Origin of the sequence: Brevundimonas olei (assembly GCF_037055245.1) — a bacterium.
GTDB classification, from domain to species: Bacteria; Pseudomonadota; Alphaproteobacteria; order Caulobacterales; family Caulobacteraceae; genus Brevundimonas; species Brevundimonas olei.
Map to the genome: position 1 here is coordinate 2956434 of NZ_CP146369.1, position 22784 is coordinate 2979217.

At 68.7% G+C, this 22784-nt stretch carries 21 protein-coding genes and 1 riboswitch; of the genes, 12 read left to right on the forward strand and 9 right to left on the reverse strand.

The features are described from left to right. Positions 1-45 precede the first annotated feature (45 nt). A complete protein-coding gene (locus V8J38_RS14415) occupies positions 46-963 on the reverse strand; it encodes a LysR family transcriptional regulator (RefSeq protein WP_338576625.1) in 918 nt (305 codons plus the stop codon). A 308-nt stretch (positions 964-1271) separates the two neighbouring features. On the opposite strand from V8J38_RS14415, the gene V8J38_RS14420 reads away from it, so the two are divergent. Continuing rightward, positions 1272-3341 (forward strand): TonB-dependent receptor domain-containing protein, encoded by a 2070-nt coding sequence (locus V8J38_RS14420; protein ID WP_338576626.1) that lies wholly within the window; start codon positions 1272-1274, stop codon positions 3339-3341. Positions 3342-3359: 18 nt separating this feature from the next. Further along, on the forward strand, positions 3360-4781 hold the full coding sequence (locus V8J38_RS14425) for a hypothetical protein (RefSeq protein ID WP_338576627.1): 1422 nt from the start codon (positions 3360-3362) through the stop codon (positions 4779-4781). Positions 4782-4831: 50 nt separating this feature from the next. On the opposite strand, the gene V8J38_RS14430 is transcribed toward V8J38_RS14425, so the two are convergent. Then, complete coding sequence (locus V8J38_RS14430) at positions 4832-5602, reverse strand: alpha/beta hydrolase (protein ID WP_338576628.1); 771 nt, start codon at positions 5600-5602, stop codon at positions 4832-4834. Between the two features lie 67 nt (positions 5603-5669). Between V8J38_RS14430 and V8J38_RS14435 the strand changes: the two genes are divergently transcribed. Both V8J38_RS14435 and V8J38_RS14440 read left to right on the forward strand, forming a co-directional pair. After that, the gene (locus V8J38_RS14435; protein WP_338576630.1) at positions 5670-6728 is read left to right on the forward strand and encodes an iron ABC transporter permease; all 1059 of its coding nucleotides are present in this window, start codon (positions 5670-5672) and stop codon (positions 6726-6728) included. After that, positions 6725-7513, forward strand: a complete 789-nt coding sequence (locus V8J38_RS14440) for an ABC transporter ATP-binding protein (protein WP_291777619.1) — start codon at positions 6725-6727, stop codon at positions 7511-7513. Before V8J38_RS14435 ends, V8J38_RS14440 begins: the two co-directional genes overlap by 4 nt. Positions 7514-7599: 86 nt before the next feature. On the opposite strand, the gene V8J38_RS14445 is transcribed toward V8J38_RS14440, so the two are convergent. Together V8J38_RS14445 and V8J38_RS14450 are read right to left on the reverse strand one after the other, a co-directional pair. Further along, positions 7600-8667, reverse strand: coding sequence for a YncE family protein (locus V8J38_RS14445; protein WP_291777617.1), 1068 nt, complete (start codon positions 8665-8667; stop codon positions 7600-7602). Between the two features lie 38 nt (positions 8668-8705). Continuing rightward, on the reverse strand, positions 8706-9845 hold the full coding sequence (locus V8J38_RS14450) for an ABC transporter substrate-binding protein (RefSeq protein WP_291777614.1): 1140 nt from the start codon (positions 9843-9845) through the stop codon (positions 8706-8708). A gap of 193 nt (positions 9846-10038) precedes the next feature. Here V8J38_RS14450 and V8J38_RS14455 point away from each other — a divergent pair, with 193 nt between their 5' ends. After that, positions 10039-10446 (forward strand): TIGR01244 family sulfur transferase, encoded by a 408-nt coding sequence (locus tag V8J38_RS14455; protein ID WP_312219630.1) that lies wholly within the window; start codon positions 10039-10041, stop codon positions 10444-10446. Positions 10447-10468: 22 nt separating this feature from the next. Here the strand turns inward: V8J38_RS14455 and V8J38_RS14460 are convergent, their stop codons facing one another. The 3 genes from V8J38_RS14460 to ispH form a co-directional block, all read right to left on the reverse strand. Further along, positions 10469-10708: a DUF6356 family protein gene (locus V8J38_RS14460; RefSeq protein WP_312219631.1), complete on the reverse strand. Its 240-nt coding sequence runs from the start codon at positions 10706-10708 to the stop codon at positions 10469-10471. A 111-nt stretch (positions 10709-10819) separates the two neighbouring features. Continuing rightward, positions 10820-11275, reverse strand: coding sequence for an Lrp/AsnC family transcriptional regulator (locus V8J38_RS14465; protein ID WP_291777607.1), 456 nt, complete (start codon positions 11273-11275; stop codon positions 10820-10822). A 35-nt stretch (positions 11276-11310) separates the two neighbouring features. Then, positions 11311-12282: a 4-hydroxy-3-methylbut-2-enyl diphosphate reductase gene (gene ispH / locus V8J38_RS14470; protein ID WP_338576635.1), complete on the reverse strand. Its 972-nt coding sequence runs from the start codon at positions 12280-12282 to the stop codon at positions 11311-11313. Positions 12283-12430: 148 nt separating this feature from the next. On the opposite strand from ispH, the gene V8J38_RS14475 reads away from it, so the two are divergent. From V8J38_RS14475 to V8J38_RS14485, 3 genes are read left to right on the forward strand one after another with little or no spacing between them, the layout of a single operon-like run. Then, positions 12431-13078, forward strand: a complete 648-nt coding sequence (locus tag V8J38_RS14475) for a Tat pathway signal sequence domain protein (protein ID WP_291777603.1) — start codon at positions 12431-12433, stop codon at positions 13076-13078. Positions 13079-13081: 3 nt separating this feature from the next. Beyond that, positions 13082-14881 (forward strand): arginine--tRNA ligase, encoded by a 1800-nt coding sequence (gene argS / locus V8J38_RS14480; protein WP_338576637.1) that lies wholly within the window; start codon positions 13082-13084, stop codon positions 14879-14881. Positions 14882-14920: 39 nt separating this feature from the next. Beyond that, positions 14921-15931, forward strand: coding sequence for an adenosine deaminase (locus tag V8J38_RS14485; protein WP_338576638.1), 1011 nt, complete (start codon positions 14921-14923; stop codon positions 15929-15931). 169 nt (positions 15932-16100) lie between these two features. On the opposite strand, the gene pncA is transcribed toward V8J38_RS14485, so the two are convergent. Together pncA and V8J38_RS14495 are read right to left on the reverse strand one after the other, a co-directional pair. Then, entirely contained in the window at positions 16101-16733 is a 633-nt protein-coding gene (gene pncA / locus V8J38_RS14490; protein WP_338576640.1) for a bifunctional nicotinamidase/pyrazinamidase, read from the reverse strand. Between the two features lie 4 nt (positions 16734-16737). Next, complete coding sequence (locus V8J38_RS14495; protein WP_338576642.1) at positions 16738-17706, reverse strand: class 1 fructose-bisphosphatase; 969 nt, start codon at positions 17704-17706, stop codon at positions 16738-16740. Positions 17707-17820: 114 nt separating this feature from the next. Further along, positions 17821-17917: riboswitch (glycine riboswitch) on the forward strand. Between the two features lie 160 nt (positions 17918-18077). Here V8J38_RS14495 and gcvT point away from each other — a divergent pair. The 4 genes from gcvT to gcvPB all read left to right on the forward strand — a co-directional run bounded on the left by gcvT (position 18078) and on the right by gcvPB (position 22744). Next, entirely contained in the window at positions 18078-19187 is a 1110-nt protein-coding gene (gene gcvT / locus V8J38_RS14500) for a glycine cleavage system aminomethyltransferase GcvT (protein ID WP_338576644.1), read from the forward strand. A 133-nt stretch (positions 19188-19320) separates the two neighbouring features. Beyond that, positions 19321-19686, forward strand: coding sequence for a glycine cleavage system protein GcvH (gcvH, locus tag V8J38_RS14505; protein WP_123155206.1), 366 nt, complete (start codon positions 19321-19323; stop codon positions 19684-19686). A 118-nt stretch (positions 19687-19804) separates the two neighbouring features. After that, a complete protein-coding gene (gene gcvPA, locus V8J38_RS14510; RefSeq protein ID WP_338576649.1) occupies positions 19805-21151 on the forward strand; it encodes an aminomethyl-transferring glycine dehydrogenase subunit GcvPA in 1347 nt (448 codons plus the stop codon). Between the two features lie 15 nt (positions 21152-21166). Further along, complete coding sequence (gcvPB, locus tag V8J38_RS14515; protein ID WP_291777582.1) at positions 21167-22744, forward strand: aminomethyl-transferring glycine dehydrogenase subunit GcvPB; 1578 nt, start codon at positions 21167-21169, stop codon at positions 22742-22744. The last annotated feature ends 40 nt before the right edge of the window (positions 22745-22784 follow it).

The following is a 22784-nucleotide window of genomic DNA, read 5'->3' on the forward strand; positions in this document are numbered from 1 at the left end:
CGAATATCTGGGTTCACATGCGATCGCATGTGAACCGATTTCGCTCTAGGCGCGCACCCGTTCGACCTCGAACCCGGCGGACAGGGCGTCGGCCAGCCACCGGGTTCCGGCGTCGCCGTCAGAGCGTTCGTGCCAGACCAAGTGATAGTCGAACGGCCGCATCTCCGGCGGCGCCGGGAAGACGCGCAGGCCGTGCGCGGCGGCGAAATGCTCGGCCGCCCGGCGCGGCAGCAGGGCCACCGCCTCGCTCGTCTGCAACAGATAGGGGACCAGGGCGAAGCTCTCGGCCCGCACCAGAACGCGGCGCTCCGCCATGTCCGGCAGGTCGTCCGCCACCCAGTCGCCGAAGCCGTCCCCGGCTGACGGCGCGACGTGGGGCCACCGCAGCAGTTCGGCGTGCGTCGGCGTCGCCTGATGCACCGGGTGGTCCGGCCGCGCCAGGCCCAGATGAGTCTCGCGGAACAGCCAGCGCGACTTCAGCCCCGCGCCCTCGGGATTCCAGCCCGTCAGCACCAGATCCAGCCGCCCGTCCTCAAGCCGCCGCAGGCTCGCGTCCGACAGAGGCTCGACGTCCAGCTCCACCCCCGCCGCCTCCTGAGCAATGCGGGCGATGGCGGGCGTCAGGACGCTGAGCAGGCCGAAGTCGGTGGAGGCCAGACGGAACACCCGCTTCATGCGTCCGAGATCCAGGTCGGGATCGCGCAGCAGGCTCTCCCCCGCCTCAAGCCAGGCGCGCAGGGGGCCGGACAGGGCCTCGGCGCGCGGCGTCGGCATCATGCCGCGCGGACCGCGCACCAGCAGGGGGTCGTCGAACTGATCGCGCAGCCGGGCCAGGATGCGGCTCATCGCCGGCTGGCCTATGCCCAGACGCTCGGCTGCGCGCGAGACGCTGCGCTGCTCGATCAGCACCTGAAGATGCTGAAGCAGGGTGAAATCGACGCGGTGGGGAAGTCGCCCCGACATATGGCCTCGCTGCATGACGCCCGGCGCGTCGCCCTCGGCTGTATTAAGAACGCCTCTTAATTGCAACACACTCGCCCTGCGGTTCGCGCCCCGTTTCTCGCCGCTTCCCGACGGCCGCGCCCTCATGCGGCCAGGCGAATAGGCCCCATGCCGAATCCGACATTGAGACAATATTGCGAATGATTATTAGGAGCGAGCCGCTCGCACGGTCGAGCTTTCCTCCCCTCCCCGGGCGCCTGGCGCCCGCCTAACGCACGCCTCTGGGGGCGCAGATGCACCTATCGAAACGCCGCATCGGGCTGGGCCTGATGACATCAACCCTTCTCGCCGCCTCGCCGGCTCTGGCCGAGACCGCCCTGCCGGACGCCTCCGGCGTCGATCCGCAGGCCACCTCGGTCGGCGACGTCATCGTCACGGCGTCAGGCACGGCCGTGGACGTCCGCAACGCTCCGGCCTCGGTCAGCGTCATCACCCGCGACGAGATCGAGCGTCAGCCGGTGCAGAGCCTGGGCGAACTGCTGGGCCGTCTGCCCGGCGTGACCGGCGGCGTCAGCCCCACCGGCGCCATGTCCAAGATCACCATTCGCGGCCTGCCGGACAACTACACCCTGGTGCTGGTCGACGGGCGTCGCGTCGGCAATTCGCGCGACATCAGCTATCGCCCCGACCTGGGCCGCCAGGACCTGAACTGGATCTCGCCCGACATGATCGAGCGCATCGAGGTGGTGCGCGGGCCGATGTCGTCCCTCTACGGCTCCGACGCGATGGGCGGCGTCATCAACATCATCACCCGCAAGATCGCCCCGACGTGGCGCGGCTCGGCCAACACCAGCTACACCTGGTCCGAGGATTCCGAGCGCGGCGACGCCTATCAGCTGGGCGTCAACGTGGCCGGCCCCCTCACGGAAAACCTGGGCCTGCGCCTGGGCGCGACCTACGCCCGCACCAATCCGGACGAGGTGAACATCTCGAGCAACAACGGCGCGGGCGGCGTCGTCAACAAGAGCCTGAACGGCGTGCTGAACTGGGCGCCGGTCGAGAATCACAACTTCTCGTTCGAGGCCAACTACGGGGTGGAGGAGCCCCTGGCGCCCAAGCTGCTGGTGCCGAACCGCAACGGCGAACTGACGCCGCAAGGGGCCTTCGGCTCCGAGACCGAACGCACCAATTTCCGCGCCAGCCACGAGGGCGAATGGTCCTTCGGCAAGACGCGCCTGGATGTCTATCGCAACGCCTTCGAGAACAAGGCGATGGGCGAGTACGGCGGCTCCGGCGAGTTCGAGGAGTGGATCGTCGACGGCCTGTGGAACTTCGAGAAGAATTTCGTCTGGCTGCACAAGTTCGCCCTCGGCGCCCAGTATCGCCAGGAAGAGCTGACCAACACCGACACCATCGGCACGGTGCCGATCGACTATGACGGCAACGTCATTACCGGGGCCACGCTGAAGGGCGACACGGCGGCCATCTTCGCCGAGGACCAGATCACCCTGCGCGAGAACCTGCTGCTGACGCTGGGCGGCCGCCTGGACAGCCACGACAAATACGGCGAGCACTTCAGCCCGCGCGCCTATCTGGTCTGGCATCCGGCCGAGGCCTGGACCCTGCGCGGCGGCGTCTCCAAGGGCTTCCGCGCGCCGTCCCTGAAGGAGAACAGCGCCGGCGCCGCGACCAACTCGGGCGGCAACGGCTGCCGGGGCCTGATCGGCATGGCCGCCAAGGACAAGAACGGCGACCCGATCCTGGACGGAAACGGCAATCCGCTGATCTACACCTCGGGCAGTTGCTGGATGGCGGGCAATCCGAACCTCAAGCCCGAGGAAAGCACCAGCTACGAGTTCGGCTTCGCCTATGACGGCGCTGCCTACAGCTTCGCCGCCACCTATTTCCACACCGACTTCGAAAACAAGATCCAGTACGCGCCGCTAGGCTATTTCGAGGGCCGCTGGTGGACCAAGAACGAGAACGTCCAGCGCGCCCGCACCAAGGGTCTGGAGCTCAGCGGTTCGGCGGCCCTGCCCTACGACCTGACCCTGCGCGGCAACGCCACCTGGATGATCGAGGCCAAGAACCTGGACACCGGGGCCAGCCTGATCACCACGCCGGAATGGTCGGGCTACGCCTCGCTGGACTGGCGGGCCACAGACCGCCTGGGGCTCATGCTGTCGGCCCAGTACACCGGCGAACAACTCAGCGGCGGCTCGACCCTGACCAACGCCCGCACCGAGTTCGACCTGACCTCCGCCTATGAGGCGTCCGACACGGTGACGCTGCGGGCCGGCGTCTCCAACCTCTTCAACGAGAAGGTCAGCGGCACCGCCGGCGACGGCTACTACTCGCCCGGCCGCCGCTTCTTCGTTGGCCTGACCACCCGCTTCTGATCCGGAGAAACTGCGATCATGACTACCCTACGCAAATCCCTTCGCGGCGCCGCCTTCGGCGCCCTTCTGGCGGCATCGGCCGCCGCAGTTCCGGCAACGGCCTCGGCCCAGGCCCTGTTCTCGGCGCCCGAGCGCCTGGACGGCGGCCAGGTCGGCTTCTCGTCGGGCGAACGCGGCAAGCCCGTCCTGCCCGGCGGCCCGGTCGTGGCCAATGGCCGCGGCTTCCATCCGGGCCAGAGCATCGTCCTGATGTACGGTCAGACGCCGCTGTCGACCGGCCCGATCACGGCCGACGCCGAGGGCGGCTTCGAAGCGCGCCTGACGCTGCCAGCGAACGCCCAGCCCGGCAACCACCCGATCGTGGCGCTGTCGCAGTCGCCCTACAACGCCATCGTGGCCGATCTGAAGATCTCGCCGAACGTGCCGCTGTCGAACGAGGCGGCCTATCGCGTGACCAGCATCCAGCCGACGCGCGGCCTATATCAGACCGCTTATAGCGCCAAGCGCAACGCCGTCTTCGCCACCTCGGCGGTCGGCCGCCCGCCGGTGCGCCAGTCGGAGCTGCTGCGCCTGAACGCCGACACCCTGGCGGTCGAGGCCCGCGTCACCCCGGCCGCCGCGCCGGGCCGTACCGGCCGCGACGGCCAGCCCCAGGACGGCGGCGTCTTCGCCGTCTACGGCGTCGGCGTCGACGACGCCCATGACACCGTCTGGGTCTCGAACAGCCGCCAGAACACGGTGGCCGTCTATCGCCAGTCAGACCTGTCGCTGGTGCGTCAGTTCGAGCCGGGCACGGTCAACCACGCCCGCGACGTCGTCATCGACGAGGAGCACGGCAAGGCCTACGCCAGCGCCACCTTCCAGCCCGAGGTCGTGGTGTTCGACACCGCCGCCCTGACGGTGGCCAAGCGCATCAAGATCGACTCGACCGTGCGCGGCGAGACCTTCTCGGCCGCCAGCGTCTCCTACGACCGGCAGGCGCGCCGCCTGTACGTCGCCTCCAACTCGACCAATGAGGTCGCGGTCATCGACGCCGCCGCCGACACCGTGCTGAACGTCTTCCGCGTGCCCGGCGCGCGCAGCGTGATCGGCGTCTCGCACGATCCGCAGACCGACCGCATCTTCGTCGCGGCCCAGGGCACCGACAATCTGGTGGTGCTGAACGGTTCGGACGGCTCGGTCGTGGCCGACACCCCGGTCGGCGCGGGCGCCCTGAACGTGGTGTTCGAGCCGAGGTCGCGCCGCGCCTTCGTCAGCACCTTCGGCGCGGGCACGGTGACGGTGACGGACGTCGACGGCCGCATCGTCGCCAACCTGCCCGCCCCGCCGGTGGCGAACCACGTCTCGACCGACGGACGCGGCAACGTCTATGTCGCGGTCAAGTCCGGCTGGACCACGGACGGAAACGACTCCGTGCTGCGCATCCGCCCGGCGCGTTGATCCAAACAGCCCCCGCGCCCGGCGCGGGGGCTTTTTTCTCGCCGCGCCGACTAACCTCGATAAGGCGCAGCGAAGCGCAGCACGGCCGGCAGGGCCGCATAGGGCGTCGAGCCGTGATCCTCGTCCTCCAGCACCCGCAGGCTCGCCCCACGGGCCTCCAGATCGCGGGCGTTGGAGACCATGCGCCGAGCCAGGTGCGCGGGCGGCAGCCCCTCCATCTCCTCACGGGCGCCGACCGCGACCAGCAGGTTCGTGCGCTCGGGCTGGGCGGCGACCACCGCCGGGTTCCACCAGATCGACGGGCTGATCGCGGCGTAGCGGGCGAAGGGCGCCCCGGCTGCTCGCGCCTCCAGGACGAAAAGGCCCGACATGGAATGGCCCATCAGCACCGCCTGCGCCGGATCGGCGCCCAGGGCCGCCAGCTGCGGCAGCACTTCCGTCGCCAGCCGCGCCAGCAGGGCCGCGCCGCGCGGCTCGGGCGCCTGGCCCTGCGGCCCCGGCGTGAAGGCGTAGGCGGCCACGCGGTCAGCCACGCCCGACAGGGTGACGCCCGCCGTCATCATCGCCTCCACCCGCGTCTTGGCCGAGCGCCGCAGCAGCCGCCCGGCGACCTGGGCAGCCGTGTCGAAGAAGGCCTCCCCCTCCAGCAGCACCAGGACCGGCCAGCCGCCGGGCGGCCGCTCGCCCTGAGGCGTCGCCACCCGCACGTCCACGGCGGGCGCGCCATCGACAGCGGGCAGGCGGATGGCGTAGGGCTGGGCCGTGTCGGGAGCCATGGCGTTCGGCGATGGGTCGGCAGGGGCGGGCGAGGTCAGCGTCATACGGCCACCCTAGCCTATCTGGCCATTGATATGTATTGCGACGCATTCTCTGAGTGGAGTTCGTGAATTGGCGAACGCTGAAAACGCCGTGCCCGAGGCGGTCGTCGCCTATTCCAGAAGCGTGCGGACCAAGCTGTTCGCCATCGCCGTTCTGGCCGCCCTGGCGACGGCGGCCCTGCTGCTCGACATCGCCACCGGCCCGTCGTCGATCTCGCCCCTGACGGTGCTGCAAGGGGTGTTCGATCCGTCCAGCCTGAGCACGGCCCAGCAGGCCATCGTCTGGCAGGTGCGCCTGCCCTACGCCCTGATGGCGATGATGGTCGGCGCGGCGCTGGCCCTGGCGGGCGCCGAGATGCAGACGGTGCTGAACAATCCGCTGGCCAGCCCCTTCACGCTGGGCGTGTCCTCGGCCGCGTCATTCGGCGCGTCGCTGGCCATCGTGCTCGGCCTGGGCGCCTCCTTCATCGGAGCGGACTGGCTGGTGCCGCTGAACGCCTTCGTCTTCGCCTTCGGTTCGGTGCTGGCGCTTCAGGCCCTGGCGCGGATGAAGGGGTCGGGCATCGAGAGCATCGTCCTGTTCGGCATCGCGCTCGTTTTCGCCTTCAACGCCCTGACGGCCCTGGTGCAGTTCCTGTCCTCGGCTGAGGCGCTGCAGCAACTGGTGTTCTGGACCATGGGGTCGCTGTCGCGCGCGACCTGGAGCAATGTCGCGGCCCTGGCGGTCGTGCTGGTCGCGGTGACGCCCTTCTCGCTTCTGTCGTCGCGCGCCTTGACGGCGCTGCGGCTGGGCGAGGACCGGGCCATGAGCTTCGGCGTCGATGTGAAGCGGCTGCGCTTCCTGTCGCTGCTGCGGGTCAGCCTGCTGTCGGCGACGGCGGTGGCCTTCGTCGGCGCCATCGGCTTCATCGGCCTGGTCGGGCCGCACATCGCGCGCCTGCTGGTCGGCGAGGATCACCGCTACTTCCTGCCCGCCAGCATCCTGGCCGGGGCGGTCATCATGTCGCTGGCCTCGGCGGCGTCCAAGATCATCGTGCCGGGCGTGCTGATGCCCGTCGGCATCGTCACCGCCGTCATCGGGGTGCCGGTCTTCCTGCTGCTGATCTTCCGCAACGGAGGCCGGGCATGAGCGACCTTACGATCAGCGGTCTCGACGCCGGTTACGGCGGCCACCCCATCATCAGCGGCTTCAACCTGCCGCCCCTGACCGCAGGCGAAGTCGTCTCGGTCGTCGGCCCCAACGGCGCGGGCAAGAGCACCCTGCTGCGCAGTCTGGCGGGACTGATCCCGGCGCACGGCTCGATCCGGTTGGACGAGGCCGAACTGACCCGACTGTCGCTGGCCGACCGGGCCAAGCGCGTCACCTACATGCCCCAAACCCTGCCGCAGGGCGTGGCGCTGACGGTGCTGGAGACGGTGGTGGCCTCGATCCGCGCCACGCCCCTGCGCGGCGCCGTCTACACCGACGCCCAGGCGGCCGAGCGCGCCTATGAGGTGCTGCAACGGATCAACGCCGAGGCGCTGGCCGGACAGCGGCTGGACCGACTGTCGGGCGGCCAGAAACAGCTGGCGGGTCTGGCCCAGGCTTTGGCGCGCGAGCCGCGCCTGCTGCTGCTGGACGAGCCGACCAGCGCGCTGGACCTGCACTATCAGTTGCGCGTGCTGGACCTGGCGCGCGAGGCGGCGGCCGAGCGGGGCATGACGGTGATGATCGTCCTGCACGACCTGCAGGCGGCGGCGCGCGTCTCGGACCGAATCGCCGTCATGGCCAAGGGACGGCTGGTCGCCTTCGGAACGCCGGACGAGGCGATCACGCCCGATATCCTGGCCGAGGTCTATCGCGTCTCGGCCCGCGTCCAGCGCTGCGACCGCGGCGCGCTGCAGGTCATGATCGACGACGTGCTGACGGGCTAAGCGTCCCGTCCGCCATTCTCTGCAAGCCAAGAAAAAGGCCCGGCTGCATCTGCGGCCGGGCCTTTCCTTATTCAGTCCCGATCGGATCAGGGACGGATCAGCGTCACCACGTCGCCGTTCGGGTCGACCGGGACCGGCGTTCCAGCCGGGGCGTTGCGCGGCAGGCCCCGCGCCTTGTTCGAGACGTAGACGGCGTTGGTGGCGCGATCGATGGCGATGGTCTGGGGGAAGGTGCCCGTCTCCAGGTTCGCCTTCACGGCATAAGTGTCCGAATCCAGCACCGTCACCGTGCCCGCCTGCCGGTTGGCGACGTAGATCTGCTTGACCGCGCCGTTGTAGGCGACGCTCAGGGCGCCCGCGCCGGTGGCGACCTTGTGGATCAGGGCGCCGGTGTCGGCGTTCAGCACCGTCAGCTCGCCCGACTTCTGATGCGCCACGAACAGGCGACGCCCCTCGGAATCCACGGCGATATTGATCGCCGCGTCGGCGCCCGACGGCCATTGGCCGACGGTTTCGCCCGTGGCCAGATCGATGGCGGCGACTTCGTTGCTGCCCATGCCCGTGACATAGAGGCGGTTCGTCGACGCATCGAGAGCGGCGCCCATCAGGGTGCCGACCTGAACCGGGATGGTGCGTTCCAGGGTGTTGGTCGCCCCGTCGATGACCCAGACGAGGTTCGGCTTGGCGGCGTCGCCCGCTTCGCCGCCGACGTCGGTGATGTAGACCTTGTTGTTCGCCTCATCGACGACGACCTGGCGGACGTGGCCGCCGTTCTCGCCATTGCGGACCGAGCCGATCACTTCGCCCGTGCGGGCGTTGATGGCCGTGATCACGCCCGCGCGGGTGTCGGTGCCGTACAGGATCTGGGTGCGGGTGTTCAGATTCAGGCCGTAGAGCGGATTGGCCGAGACGTCGATCGAGGACTCCGGCTCCAGCGTCTGGCCTTGCAGGCGGATGATCTGCGCCTGGTTAGCGCCGCGCGGGCCGACGGCGGCGACATAGAGGTCGTTGTCGGCCGGGTTGAAGACGATCTCATACAGGCCGCCGTGCTCGACCTTGACGGTCTTCTCGATCGTCTGGGCGGAGGCGGTCGAAGCGATCGCCAGGGCGGCGAAGGCGGCGACGGTCATCAGGCCGTTGCGCAGGGGGGTCATGGCGATTCTCCGTGGTGAAATCATCAGGCGACAGAATATCAGGCGGCCGGGACCAGATCGGTCCAGTAGTCCCCGCGATAGGGGACGGCCAGGAAGTCCTTGTTGATCGTGTCCAGCGTCGCGCGCGGGTCCAGATCGGCGAACAGTTCGGGCTGGATCCACTTGGCCAGGACTTCGGTGGCGACGATATCGATGGGCGAGTTGATCAGCTGGTGCGACAGGCCGTGCACCTTGCCCTCGCGCACCGCCTTCAGGGTCGACAGGCCGCGCCGCCCGGCCACACGGCGCAACGAGGCGCGCGACGTCTCCACGTCGTATTTCGGACCGACGACGAAGCCGCCGGTCTTCTCTAGGTGCGGGCCGCCGGTGGCGATGTAGATGTCGGGATCGCGCTCGACCACGAACTCCAGGTTCAGCTTGCCCGACGGCTGTTTCAGCACCTCGGCGCCGATGTTGCGGGCGCCGACGAAGCTCAGATAGTCACCGATGTTCCCGGCGCCGACCGAGTTGCAGCAGTCCGGCCCGTTGCCCGCGTGGGCCTCCAGGAAGACCGTCGGCTTCTGCGCGTCCGTAAGACCCGCCACGCGGTCGGAGATGACCTTCAACCGGGCGGCGCGGAAGGCGTTGTAGGCCTGCGCCTGTTCCTCGCGGCCGATCATGGACCCCAGCAGGGACAGGCTGCGCGACTGGTTCTCGAACGGGTGCTGGAAGAAGTCGATATAGGCCACGCGCACGCCCGCCTGCTCCAGCTGGGCCGTCTGGGCGTCGGTCGGGCCGGAATCCAGCGACACCAGGGCGACCTGCGGCTGGGCGCCCAATACGGCCTCGACGTTGAAGGCGGCGGCCGAGCTCGGCGTCTTCGGCAAGGTCGCCAGCGCCGGCGACCTCTCCAGATAGGCGGCGTAGGTTTCGGGGCTGAGTCGGTTCACGTCGCCCGCCCAGGCCGCCAGCAGACTGACCGGATCGGGATGGATCAGCGACAGGGCGATCAGGAAGCGGCTGTCGTCGATCGACAGCTTCGTCACCGGCGGAGTGATCGCCAGCGGCCGGTCGCGCAGATCGGTCAGCAGGGAGGACGGCCCGGCCTGGTCGCGACGCGTGCAGGCGGCCGCCCCGGTCGCCATCAGGGCGGCGGCGCCCAACAGCAGGGCCCGACGCCCCAACCTCACCTCGACCATCGGCCCGTTCTCCGCCCATTCATCAGCGACGCCAGCGGCGTTTCACGAGCGACGCTTAATGATAATCAGTGTCAGCTTCAATCGCTGATTTGTCGCAGCGGACGCACGACCATCCGCGGGCCCGTTTTCATGCTAGGGCTGCTTTCACCGCCCCGCCTCCGTCCCTTCCGCCCCTTGAGCAGAGACCCGCGCCATGAACATCCGCCCATTGGAAGACCGTCTGCACGTCTCGCCGCAGATCCAGCCCGAAGACGTGCCGACGGCCGCCGCCCAGGGCTATCGCGCCATCATCTCCAACCGCCCCGACGCCGAGGAGCCGGGCCAGCCGATGACCGAGGACATCCGCGCCGCCGCCGAGGCTGCGGGCCTGCCCTTCGTCCACATTCCCATTCGCGGCGGGGCCATGACGCCGGACGACGTGGCTCGTTTCAAGGCCGCCCTGGCGGACCTGCCGCACCCGATCCTCGGCTACTGCCGCTCGGGCACGCGCACCACCTATCTCTGGGCCCTGTCCCAGGCGGGCGAACGCCCGGCCGAGGAGATCATCACCCTGGCCGCCCAGGCCGGCTACGACGTCTCGCCTCTCGCCTCGCGCCTATAGAGCCCGCGAGGAAGCCGCGGCCTCAGTCCTGCTCCGGCGCCGTCAGCCGGGCGGGGTCGACGCGGTGGGTCACCATGCGGCGATGCAGGGTCGTGACCACCCCGCTGCCGGTCTTGACGCACAGGCCCGGAAACACCGCATGGACGAAGCAGGCCAGGGAGCCGACGAACATGGCCGCGCCGAACGAGGCGGCGACGCCCATATGCTCCACATAGCTCTCTCCGACCGAGGCCGGGTGATCGACGAACAGACGCTTGAACATGAACCCTCCGCTACAGACTGCGGAAGGTATTCCGATCACCGAAGAGAATCATTTCTGCCCGTTCCCCGAATTTGACAGTTCAGGAGAATAATATTCTCACCTGCCCGCCCATCAGAGCGGAAGAGCCGTGGTGAACTTGATCTGTTCCATGGCGAAGCTGGAGGAGACGTCGTCCAGCGGGGCGATGGCGATCAGACGGCGATAGAAACGGTCATAGGCGGCGATGTCCTTGACCAGCACCTTGAGCAGATAGTCGACGTCACCGCTCATCCGGTAGAACTCCACCACTTCGGGCAGGGCGGCGGCCGCCTTGAACGCCTCCAGCCATTCGGCGTCGTGCCGACGCGTCTTGACCGAGACGAAGACCACCAGCGGCAGGTCCAGCGCCTCGCGGTCCAGCAGGGCCACGCGCGCGGCGATGATCCCCGTGTCCTGAAGCCGCTTCACCCGTTTCCAGCACGGCGTCTGCGACAGGCCCACCCGTTCGGCCAGTTCGGCGATGGGAACGGTGGCGTCGTCCTGCAGTATGGCCAGCAGGCGGCGGTCGATGGCGTCCAGTGCGCTCATGTCGCGGCCCCTCCCCGGCCGATCACGCCGTCGTCTCAGGCCGTCAGGGCGCGCGGCAGTTTGAAGGTCACCGTCTCGCGGGCGCCGTCGTCCTCGGTCACCGTCACGTCGAAGCGCGTGCGCAGCGCCTCGATCACCCCCTGCACCAGCGGCTCGGGCGCCGAGGCCCCGGCGGTCAGGCCGACCGTCTCGACCCCGTCGAACCAGCCCCAGTCCAGATCGCCCGCGTCATCGACCAGACGCGCGTCGCCTGCGCCGGCCTTCAGCGCCACATCCACCAGCCGCGCCGAGTTGGACGAGTTTTTCGATCCCACCACCAGCACCAGGCCGCAACCCTCGCCCAGCCGCTTGACCGCCTCCTGTCGGTTGGTGGTGGCGTAGCAGATGTCTTCCTTGTGCGGGTCGGGCAGTTCGGGGAAGCGCCGCTTCAGCGCCGCCAGAATCTCGGCGGTGTCGTCCACCGACAGCGTCGTCTGGGTGGCGTAGGCCAGCGGCTGGTCGCAGGGGCGCTGGAAGCCTTCCGCATCCTCGACCGTCTCTACCAGGCTGATGGCCCCGGCGGGCAGCTGGCCCATGGTGCCGACGACCTCGGGGTGGCCCGCGTGGCCGATCAGGATGACGTGGCGGCCTGCTGCGAAATTGCGCTCGGCCTCGACATGGACCTTGGACACCAGGGGACAGGTGGCGTCCAGGAACAGCATCTCGCGCGAACGCGCCGTCGCGGGCACCGACTTGGGCACCCCGTGGGCCGAGAACACCACTGGACGGTCGTCCGGGCACTCGTCCAGCTCCTTAACGAAAACGGCGCCCAGCCCCTTCAGCCGGTCGACCACGTGGCGGTTGTGGACGATCTCATGCCGGACATAGACGGGGGCGCCGTATTTCTCGATCGCCCGCTCGACGATCTGGATGGCCCGGTCCACCCCGGCGCAGAAGCCGCGCGGCGTCGCCATGCGGACGGACAGGGGGCGGCGTTGAAACTGCGAAGGGGGGACAGGCGCGTTCATGGGCGCGAACTTAAGGCTTTGCGCGCCGGATCGCCACCGGAAGTCCGCGCGCCGTTTGCCGCGCCTCGCTTTAGCCGCTATCACCACCCAGCGTGGCCCGTTCGGGCGTCTGATCGGCCCGCCTTCATCGACTGCCGGAAAGCTCCTGATGCGTCGCGTCCTGACCGCCCTCGCCGCCCTCTCCCTTACGGCCGCGCTGATCCCTCACGCCGCCGAGGCCCAGAGCGGACGCCCCCAGGGCGGCCAACAGGGCGGCCAGCAGGCTGAAAAGGCCCCGTCTCGCCCGATGCGTTTCGCGCCTCTGAGCCGCCGGGCCAACGCCGGCCCCTGCCCCTATGTGAAGATTCTCTACGACGCGGCCCGCTACGTCGAACTGTCGGATTATGAGCGCCCGACGACCACCGGCGTCGGCTTCACCGGCGAGATCGAGGGCGTCAGTTCCGACTGCGTCTACCGCGAAGACGATCCGATCCGCCTGGACATGAATCTGCTGTTCAGCCTGGGCAAGGGTCCGCAGGCCGAAGGCGACGCCCGCACCTATCGCTACTGGATCGCCGTGACCGAGCGGAACTCCGCCGTCCTGGCCAAGGAATATTTCGACCTGCCCGTGACCTTCGGCGGCGCCGACCGCACCCAGGCCGAGGCCAGCCAGACCATCGTCATCCCGCGCGCCGACGCCTCCACCAGCGGCGGCAATTTCGAAGTCCTCATCGGCTTCGACGTCACGCCCCAGATGGCCGAGTTCAACCGATCCGGCAGCCGATTCCGTCCGACTGCGGGCCAGCAGACCAACTAAGACATGACCGACCTCAAGACTTCTCTCGGCGAAGCGGTCGGAGCCGCCTTCGCCGCCGAAGGCGTGGACAAGGCCCTGGCCCGCGTCACCGCCTCCGACCGTCCCGACCTGGCCGACTTCCAGTCGAACGGCGCCCTGGCCGCCGCCAAGGCGCTGAAGGCCAACCCGCGCGAACTGGCCGCCAAGGTGGCAGAGCGTCTGGCCGCCGATCCGCGCCTGTCGTCGGTCGAGGTCGCCGGTCCCGGCTTCATCAACATGAAGCTGTCGAACGCGGCCCTGGCCCAGCGCGCGGCCGAGGTCGCGGCGGATGAGGAACTGGCCGGCGCCTCGCGCGTCGAGCCGCGCAAGGTGGTCATCGACTACGGCGGCCCGAACGTGGCCAAGCCCATGCACGTCGGCCACCTGCGCAGCGCCATCATCGGCGAGAGCCTGAAGCGGCTGTTCCGCCTGCGCGGCGACCATGTGACCGGCGACGCCCATTTCGGCGACTGGGGCTTCCAGATGGGCCTGCTGATCACCGCCTGCGGCGACGAGGGGCTGGCCGACGCCTTCATGGCCCAGGGCGACGGTCCCTTCCCGGCCGAGACGCCGGTGACGCTGGCCGACCTCGACCGCCTCTATCCGCTGGCGGCGGGCAAGGCCAAGGAAGACCCCGCCTTCCGCGACCGCGCCCGCAAGGCGACCGCCGAACTGCAGGGCGGCCGCCCCGGCTATCGCGCCCTGTGGTCGCACTTCGTCGCCGTCAGCCGCGAGGCGCTGAAGCGCGAATATGACGACCTGTCGGTCGACTTCGACCTGTGGAACGGCGAGAGCGACGCCGATCCGCTGATGGACGAGATGATCGCCGACCTGAAGGCCAAGGGCCTGCTGGTCGAGGACGACGGCGCCCAGGTGGTCCACGTCGCCCGCGACGGCGAGACCCGCAAGAAGAAGCTGGCCGACGGCTCGGTGATCGAGGCCCCGTCGCCCCCGCCCCTGCTGGTCATCAGCTCGGAAGGTTCGGCCATGTACGGCACGACCGACCTGGCCACCATTCTGGACCGCAAGAAGTCGATCGGCCCGGACCTGATCCTCTACGTCGTCGACGAGCGTCAGGCCGAGCATTTCGAACAGGTCTTCCGCGCCGCCTATCTGGCCGGATACGCGCCCGAGAAGTCGCTGGAGCACCTCGGCTTCGGCACCATGAACGGCGCGGACGGCAAGCCGTTCAAGACCCGCGCGGGCGGCGTGCTGAAGCTGCGCGACCTGATCGACATGGCGACGGAAAAGGCGCGCGAGCGTCTGCACGAGGCCAAGCTGGGCGACGACCTGCCCGCCGAAGAGTTCGAGGATATCGCCCACAAGGTGGCGGTCGCCGCGCTGAAATTCTCGGACCTGTCGAACAACCGCACGACCAGCTACGTCTTCGACCTAGACCGCTTCATGAGCTTCGAGGGCAAGACCGGCCCCTATCTGTTGTATCAGGCCGTGCGGGTGAAATCCCTGCTGCGCAAGGCGGCGGAACAGGGCGTGGCCCTGGCCCCCATCGTCATCGAGGAAGCCGCCGAGCGTGACCTGGCCCTGACGCTGGACGCCTTCGACGCGGCCACGGCCGACGCCTATGACAAGCGTTCGCCCAATCTGATCGCCGAGCACGCCTATCGGCTGGCCCAGAGCTTCTCGAAATTCTACGCCGCCTGCCCGATCCTGGTCGCGCCGGACGCCGCGACCAAGGGCTCGCGCCTGGCCCTGGCCGCCGCGACCCTGCACCAACTGGAGACGGCGCTGCGCCTGCTGGGCATCGAGACGCCCGAGCGGATGTAATGTGATAAGGGGGAGGCGACCGCCAAGGAGCCTCCCCTCATGTCCCTCGACGCCTTCATCGCCGGCCTGCCCAAGGCCGAACTGCACCTGCACATCGAGGGCTCGCTCGAGCCCGAACTGATGTTCGAACTGGCGCAGCGCAACGGCGTCGCCATCCCCTATGACAGTGTCGAGGCCGTGCGCGCGGCCTATGACTTCTCGAACCTGCAGGACTTCCTCGACATCTATTACGCAGGCGCCGCCGTACTGCTGACCCGTCAGGACTTCGAGGATCTGGCCTTCGCCTATTTCCAGCGCGCCGCCGCCGACACCGTCCGCCACGCCGAGATCTTCTTCGACCCCCAGACCCACACCGATCGAGGCGTGCCCTTCGCCGTCGTGGTCGAGGGCCTGATCGCGGGCATGGACCGGGCCAAGACCGAGCTGGGCGTGACGTCAGGCCTGATCCTCAGCTTCCTGCGCCACCTGTCCGAAGACGAAGCCTTCGCCACGCTGGAGGCCGCCAAGCCCTATCTTCATCACTTCATCGGCGTCGGACTGGATTCGTCCGAGGTCGGTCACCCGCCGTCGAAATTCCAGCGCGTCTTCGCCGCCGCGCGCGACCTGGGCCTGAAGCTGTGCGCCCACGCGGGCGAGGAAGGCCCGCCCGAATACGTCCGCGAGGCGCTGGACCTGCTTCACATCGACCGCATGGACCACGGCAACCGCTCGATGGAGGACGAGGCCCTGATCGCCCGTCTGGCCGCCGAACAGATGACGCTGACCGTCTGCCCCCTGTCGAACCTGAAGCTGTGCGTGGTCAGGGATCTGAAGGACCACCCGATCCCCGAGATGCTGCGTCGGGGCCTGCACGTCACCCTGAACTCGGACGATCCGTCCTACTTCGGCGGCTATGTGAACGCGAACTATATCGAACTGGCCAAGGCGGTCAGCCTGACACGCGAACAGGTCGTGCAACTGGCGAAGAACAGCTTTGAGGGCAGTTTCCTCAGCGACGCCGACAAGGCCGCACGGATCGCCGAGGTCGAGGCCTACGCGGCTGCGAACTGAGCCCCGCTTCGTCATCCTCCGGCGAGCGGAGCGAGACCGGGGGGACCCAACGGCGCGTGAGCGCGAAACAACCACGCGCTGGTGCTCGCGGCGAAGATCGCCTTCGGCGCCGCTGGGTCCCCCGGTCTGCGCCGCTGTGCGGCTTGCCGGAGGATGACGAAGGGAGTGGTCAGCCGAGGAGCGACGCCGCCTCGATCTCCGCCACGTCCAGCGTCGCAAACCCGGCCTTGGCCGCCGCCGCCGTGTCCGGCGCGATGGCGCGACAGGCGTCTTCGATGACCACGGCCTCAAAGCCCTCGCGCACCGCGTCCTCGGCGGTGAAGCGCACGCAGTAGTCATAGGCCAGGCCGCACAGGAAGACGCGCTTCACCCCCAGATCGCGCAGCAGGCCCGCCAGACCCGTCGCCGTCCTGTGGTCGTTCTCATAGAAGCCGGAATAGGAATCGACTGCCGGATTATAGCCCTTGCGGATCACGGCCAGCGCCTTGGTCACGGCAGGCGCCGCGTCGGGGTGGAAGTCCGCCCCCGGCGTGCCCTGCACGCAGTGATCCGGCCACAGCATCTGAGGCCCGTAGGCGACCTCGATCTGCGTGAACGGCGCCGCGCCCGCGTGGTTGGAGGCGAAGCTGATCTGGTCCGGCGTGTGCCAGTCCTGGGTGGCGATGACGGTCGTGAACCGCTCGGCCAGCCGATTGATCAGTGGCATGATCGCCGCCCCGCCCTGAACCGCCAGGGCGCCGCCCTCGCAGAAATCGTTCTGGGCGTCGATGACCAGAAGGGCGTCAGAAGCGGCGATCTGCATGGCCTCAGGCCGCCGCGATCTGGTCGACTTCGTTGGCCGAGCCGAGCACGACCGGCACCCGCTGGTGCAGCTCGGTCGGCGTCACGTCCATGATGGCCTGCTTGCCGTCGGTGGTGGACTTGCCGCCCGCCTGCTCGACCAGGAAGGACATGGGGTTGCCCTCATACATCAGGCGCAGCTTGCCTGGCTTGTTCGGTTCGCGCTTGTCCCACGGATAGAGGAAGACGCCGCCGCGCATCAGGATACGGTGCACGTCAGCCACCATGGCGGCGACCCAGCGCATGTTGAAATTCTTGCCGCGCGGGCCGTCGGCGCCCTTCAGGCAGCCGTCGACGTAGCGCTGGACGCCCTCGGCCCAGTGGCGCTGGTTCGACATGTTGATGGCGAACTCCTTCGTATCGGCCGGAATGCACACGTTCTCATGCGTCATCAGCCAGCGGCCGTCGGGCGCCAGGGTGAAGCCCGCCACCCCCTTGCCCGTGGTCAGCACCAGCATGGCCTGACCGGCGTAGACGGCGTAGAGCGCCGCGACCTGCTGACGGCCCGATTGCAGGAAGTCGGCCTCGCTCGGCTGGGCCGACGGCGCCTTCAGCACCGAGACGATGGTGCCGACCGGCGCATTGATGTCGATGTTGGACGAGCCGTCCAGCGGATCGAACAGCACCAGGTATTCGCCCGCCGCGTTCGCCGAGGCCTGCATCGTGTCCTTTTCCTCGGACGCCACCCCCGCCACGGCCGGGCAGGCCAGCAGGGCGTCGGTCAGGATGTCGTCGGCGATGACGTCCAGCTTCTTCTGCTCTTCGTCCTGCACATTGACGGCGCCCGATGCGCCCAGGGCGCCGACCAGGGCGCCGCCCGCCACCACCTGGCGGATCTCGACGCAGGCGGCGGCCGCCGTCGTCAGCGTCTCGACCAGACCCTGCGGCAGGTCGAGGGAGGCGAGGTGGGCGGCGAGATCGGTGCGGGCGGTCATGACGTCCTTCAAATCCTGTGGGCGAAGCGCGGTTCCGCCCCTCATGGCCCTTAGGATCGACGGCGGCAAGTCCGGCGCCGCTTGACTCGGCGCTGGATTCACGGCCTTAGGTCGAACGCTCTCGCGGGAGAGATCGGGTCCGTTCGCGGCGCCCGGAGCCGAAGGCGCAACCGCCCCGGAAACGCTCAGGCAAAAGGACCGCGAAAGCGCACGGACGCTGGAAAGTCGCCGAAGGACGGAGGGTCCCGACGCGCGCCGACGGAGCAAGGCCGAACCTTTTCGGGAACGGTCGGAATCTCTCAGGCTTCAGGACAGCGGGGGCGCAACGACGGCGAAGCTATCGCCGCAACCTGCGACCCGGAGGCGACGCCATGAGCGATCAGGCCCTTAAGACTACCCCCCTCAACGCCGCGCACCGCGCGCTTGGCGCCCGCATGGTCGGCTTCGGCGGCTATGACATGCCGGTCCAGTATGAAGGCGTGCTGGCCGAGCACCGCTGGACCCGCGAGCACGCCGGCCTGTTCGACGTCTCCCACATGGGCCAGGCGCGCATCACCGGCGCCGACGCGATTGCGCAGTTCGAGCGCTTCGTCCCCGGCGACTATGCGATCGTGAAGCCCGGCAAGCAGAAATACACCCTGCTGCTGAACGAACAGGGCGGCGTCATGGACGACCTGATGGCGGGCAAGCCTTTCGAAGACGGCCTCTACATCGTCGTCAACGCGGGCAATAAGGACGCCGACTTCGTCTTCCTGAACGCCCATCTGTCGGGCGACGCCAAGCTGGAAGTGCTGGACCGGGCCCTGCTGGCCATTCAAGGACCGGAAGCCGCCGAGGTTATGGCCGCCCATTCGGCGGAACTGGCCGACATGGGCTTCATGGACTGCCGCGCCATCCGCCTGTTCGACGAGGACTGCATCGTCTCGCGCTCGGGCTACACCGGCGAGGACGGCTATGAGATTTCAGTTCCGGCCGCCGCCGCAGAGCGCGTGTGGGGCCTGCTGCTGTCGGACGCGCGGGTGAAGCCCGTCGGTCTGGGCGCGCGCGACTCCTTGCGTCTGGAAGCCGGCCTGCCGCTGCACGGCCACGATGTCGACGCCGCAACCACCCCGGTCGAGGCGGGGCTGACCTTCGCCCTGTCCAAGTCGCGCAAGGAGCGCGCCGACTTCGCCGGCGCCGAGACCATTCTGAAACAACTGGCCGACGGCCCGGCGCGCGTCCGCGTCGGTCTGCACGTCAAGGAAGGCGCCCCCGCCCGCGAAGGCGCCGAGATCGCCGACATGGACGGCGCCGTGATCGGCAAGGTCACCTCGGGTGGCCCCTCGCCGACGCTGGGACACAACATCGCCATGGGCTATGTGCCGCCGGCCTTCGCCGAGCTGGGCACGGAACTGAAGGTTCTGGTGCGCGGCCGCCCCGCCGCCGCCGAAGTCGTCGCCACGCCTTTCGTGGCGACCCGCTACTACCGCAAGCCGAAATAAGACCGTCACCCTCGGGCTTTACCCGAGGGCCGGGCGGTCCGCCGCTCGACGCTGGAAGTTCTAGACCAACCGCCCGCTCCAGGGCTCGATCCTCGGGTCAAGCCCGAGGATGACGACAAAAGGGAAGACCAAGATGAAGTTCACCAAGGATCACGAATGGGTTCGCCTGGACGGCGACGTCGCCACGGTCGGCATCTCCAAGCACGCCGCTGACGCCCTGGGCGACGTGGTGTTCGTCGAGACGCCGGAAGCCGGCAAGACCGTCTCGGTCGGCGACAGCTTCGCCGTCGTGGAATCGGTCAAGGCCGCCTCGGACGTCTACGCCCCCATCGCGGGCGAAGTGATCGAGGGCAACGCCGCCCTGGCCGACGCCCCGGAAACCGTCAACGCCGATCCGGAAGGCGAAGGCTGGTTCGCCAAGATCAAGGTGTCCGACGCCTCGGTGCTGGACGGCCTGATGGATCAGGCCGCCTACGACGCCTATCTGACCACCCTCTAAAGGTCTCCCCTCTCCGCTCATCCCCGCGGAAGCGGGGACCCAGTTCCTTGGGGTCAAGCAGCGGTGTTTGAAGCTTAAACCTGGGTCCCCGCTTCCGCGGGGATGAGCGGAATATAGAATGCGCTACCTCCCCCTGACGCCCGACGACCGTGAGGCCATGCTGGCCGCCATCGGCGCCAAATCCATCGACGACCTGTTCATCGACGTGCCGCAGGCCGCGCGCCGCGACGGCTTCGTCGACCTGCCCCGTGTGGCGGGCGAGCTGGAGGTCGAACGCGCCCTCTCGACCATGGCGAGCAAGAACGCCACGGCGGGCGCCGTGCCCTTCTTCTGCGGCGCCGGGGCCTATAAGCACCACGTCCCGGCCACGGTGGACCATGTGATCCAGCGGTCGGAGTTCCTGACCAGCTACACCCCCTATCAGCCGGAAATCGCCCAGGGCACGCTGCAGTACCTGTACGAGTTCCAGACCCAGGTCGCGAACCTGACCGGCATGGAAGTCGCCAACGCCTCCCTCTATGACGGCTCGACCGCCATGGCCGAGGGCGTGCTGATGGCCACCCGCGTGACCCGCCGCAACAAGGCCGTCATCTCGGGCGGCGTCCACCCCCACTACGTCAAGGCGACCGAGACCGTGGTCCACGCCGTCGGCGTCGAGACCGAGGCTTTGGCGCCCGCCGTCGACGCCGAAGACGCCGTCATCGCCGCCATCGACAAGGACACGGCCTGCGTCGTCGTCCAGACCCCGAACGTCTTCGGCACCGCCACGGATGTCACCAAGATCGCCGAGGCCGCCCACGCCGCCGGCGCCCTGCTGATCGTCGTGACGACCGAGGCCGTGTCGATGGGCCTGCTGAAGTCGCCTGGCGAAATGGGCGCCGACATCGTCGCGACCGAAGGCCAGTCGATCGGCAACGCCCTGAACTTCGGCGGCCCCTACATCGGCCTGTTCGCCACCCGCGAGAAGCTGCTGCGCCAGACGCCCGGCCGCTATTGCGGCGAGACGGTGGACGCCGAGGGCAGGCGCGGCTTCGTCCTGACCCTGTCGACGCGCGAGCAGCACATCCGCCGCGACAAGGCGACGTCGAACATCTGCACCAACTCGGGCCTGTGCTGCCTGGCCTTCACCATCCACATGAGCCTGCTGGGCGAGACGGGCCTGCGCCAGCTGGCCCTGCTGAACCACGAGAAGGCGCTCGCCACGCGCGACGCCCTGGCCGCCATTCCGGGCGTCGAGATCCTGACCCCGCGATTCTTCAACGAGTTCGCGGTCAAGCTGCCGAAGAACGCCGCCGAGGTGGTGCAGACGATGGCCGACAACGGCGTCCTGTGCGGCGTGCCCTACAGCCGCCTGAACCCGGATGCGGGTCTCGACGACGTCCTGCTGGTCGCCGCCACCGAGACGACGCTGGACGCCGACATCAAGATCCTGGCGGGTGCGCTCGCCAAGGTTCTGGCCGCCTAAGGGGAGATTGGAACCATGAGCACCATGAACACTGTCGGCCGCCCGACCGCCCCGAACGCCGCCTCGGACGCTTCCTACAAGCCCGCCACCCTGACCGGCGGGCGCGGCCTGCTGCAGGACGAGCCGCTGATCTTCGAGGGCGAAGGCTGGGGCAAGACCGGCGTCGACCTGCCCAAGCCCGCCACGGACGGCTCGGACCTGAGCGACCTGGTCCGCAAGGATCCGATCGGCCTGCCCGGCCTGTCGGAGCCCGAGGCCATGCGCCACTATGTGCGCCTGTCGCAGAAGAACCACGCCATCGACCTGGCCATCTATCCGCTGGGTTCGTGCACGATGAAGCACAACCCGCGCCTGAACGAGAAGATGGCGCGCCTGCCGGGCTTCTCGGACATCCACCCGCTGCAGCCGCAGTCGACGGTGCAGGGCGCGCTGGAGCTGATGGACCAGTTGGCCCACTGGCTGACGACGCTGACGGGGATGCCTGCGGTGGCCCTGTCGCCCAAGGCCGGCGCCCACGGCGAACTGTGCGGCCTGATGGCCATCCGCGCCGCCCACCAGGCCAAGGGCGAGCATGAGCAGCGCCGCAAGGTGCTGGTCCCGACCTCGGCCCACGGCACCAACCCGGCCACCGCCGCCTTCGTCGGCTATTCGGTGGTCGAAGTGGCCCAGACCGACGACGGCCGCGTCGACGTGGCCGATCTGGCGTCGAAGCTGGGTCCGGACGTGGCGGCCATCATGGTCACCAACCCGAACACCTGCGGCCTGTTCGAGCGCGACATCCTGGAGATCAGCCGCCTGACCCACGAGGCGGGCGCCTATTTCTACTGCGACGGAGCCAACTTCAACGCCATCGTCGGCCGGGTGCGCCCCGGCGACCTTGGCGTCGACGCCATGCACATCAACCTGCACAAGACCTTCTCGACGCCGCACGGCGGCGGCGGTCCGGGCGCCGGTCCGGTCGTGCTGTCGGAGGCCCTGGCCCCCTTCGCCCCCGCCCCGTGGGTGGTGAACACCGGTGACGGCTACAAGCTTGTCGAGCGTGAGGAAGACGAGGCCGAACAGGCCTTCGGCCGCCTGTGCGCCTTCCAGGGCCAGATGGGCATGTATGTCCGCGCCCTCAGCTACATGATGTCCCACGGCTCCGACGGCCTGCGTCAGGTGGCCGAGGACGCCGTGCTGAACGCCAACTACATCAAGGTCCGCCTCGAAGACCTGATGAGCCCGGCCTTCCCCGACGGCCCCTGCATGCACGAGGCCCTGTTCGACGACGAATGGCTGAAGGGCACGGACATCACCACGCTCGACTTCGCCAAGGCGATGATCGACGAGGGCTTCCACCCCATGACCATGTATTTCCCTCTGGTCGTCCACGGGGCCATGCTGATCGAGCCGACCGAGACGGAGTCCAAGGCCGAACTGGATCGCTTCATCGAGGCCATGCGCCTGCTGGCAGGCGCCGCCAAGGCCGGCGACGTCGAACGCTTCAAGGGCGCGCCCTTCCATGCGCCCCTGCGGCGTCTGGACGAGACCCGCGCCGCGCGCTCGCCGCGTCTGCGCTGGGCCGCGCCGGAAGGCTCCAACCGCGCCGGCTGATCGGGTCTGCAAGCCTGAGTTCAGGGAACGCCGTGTCTTT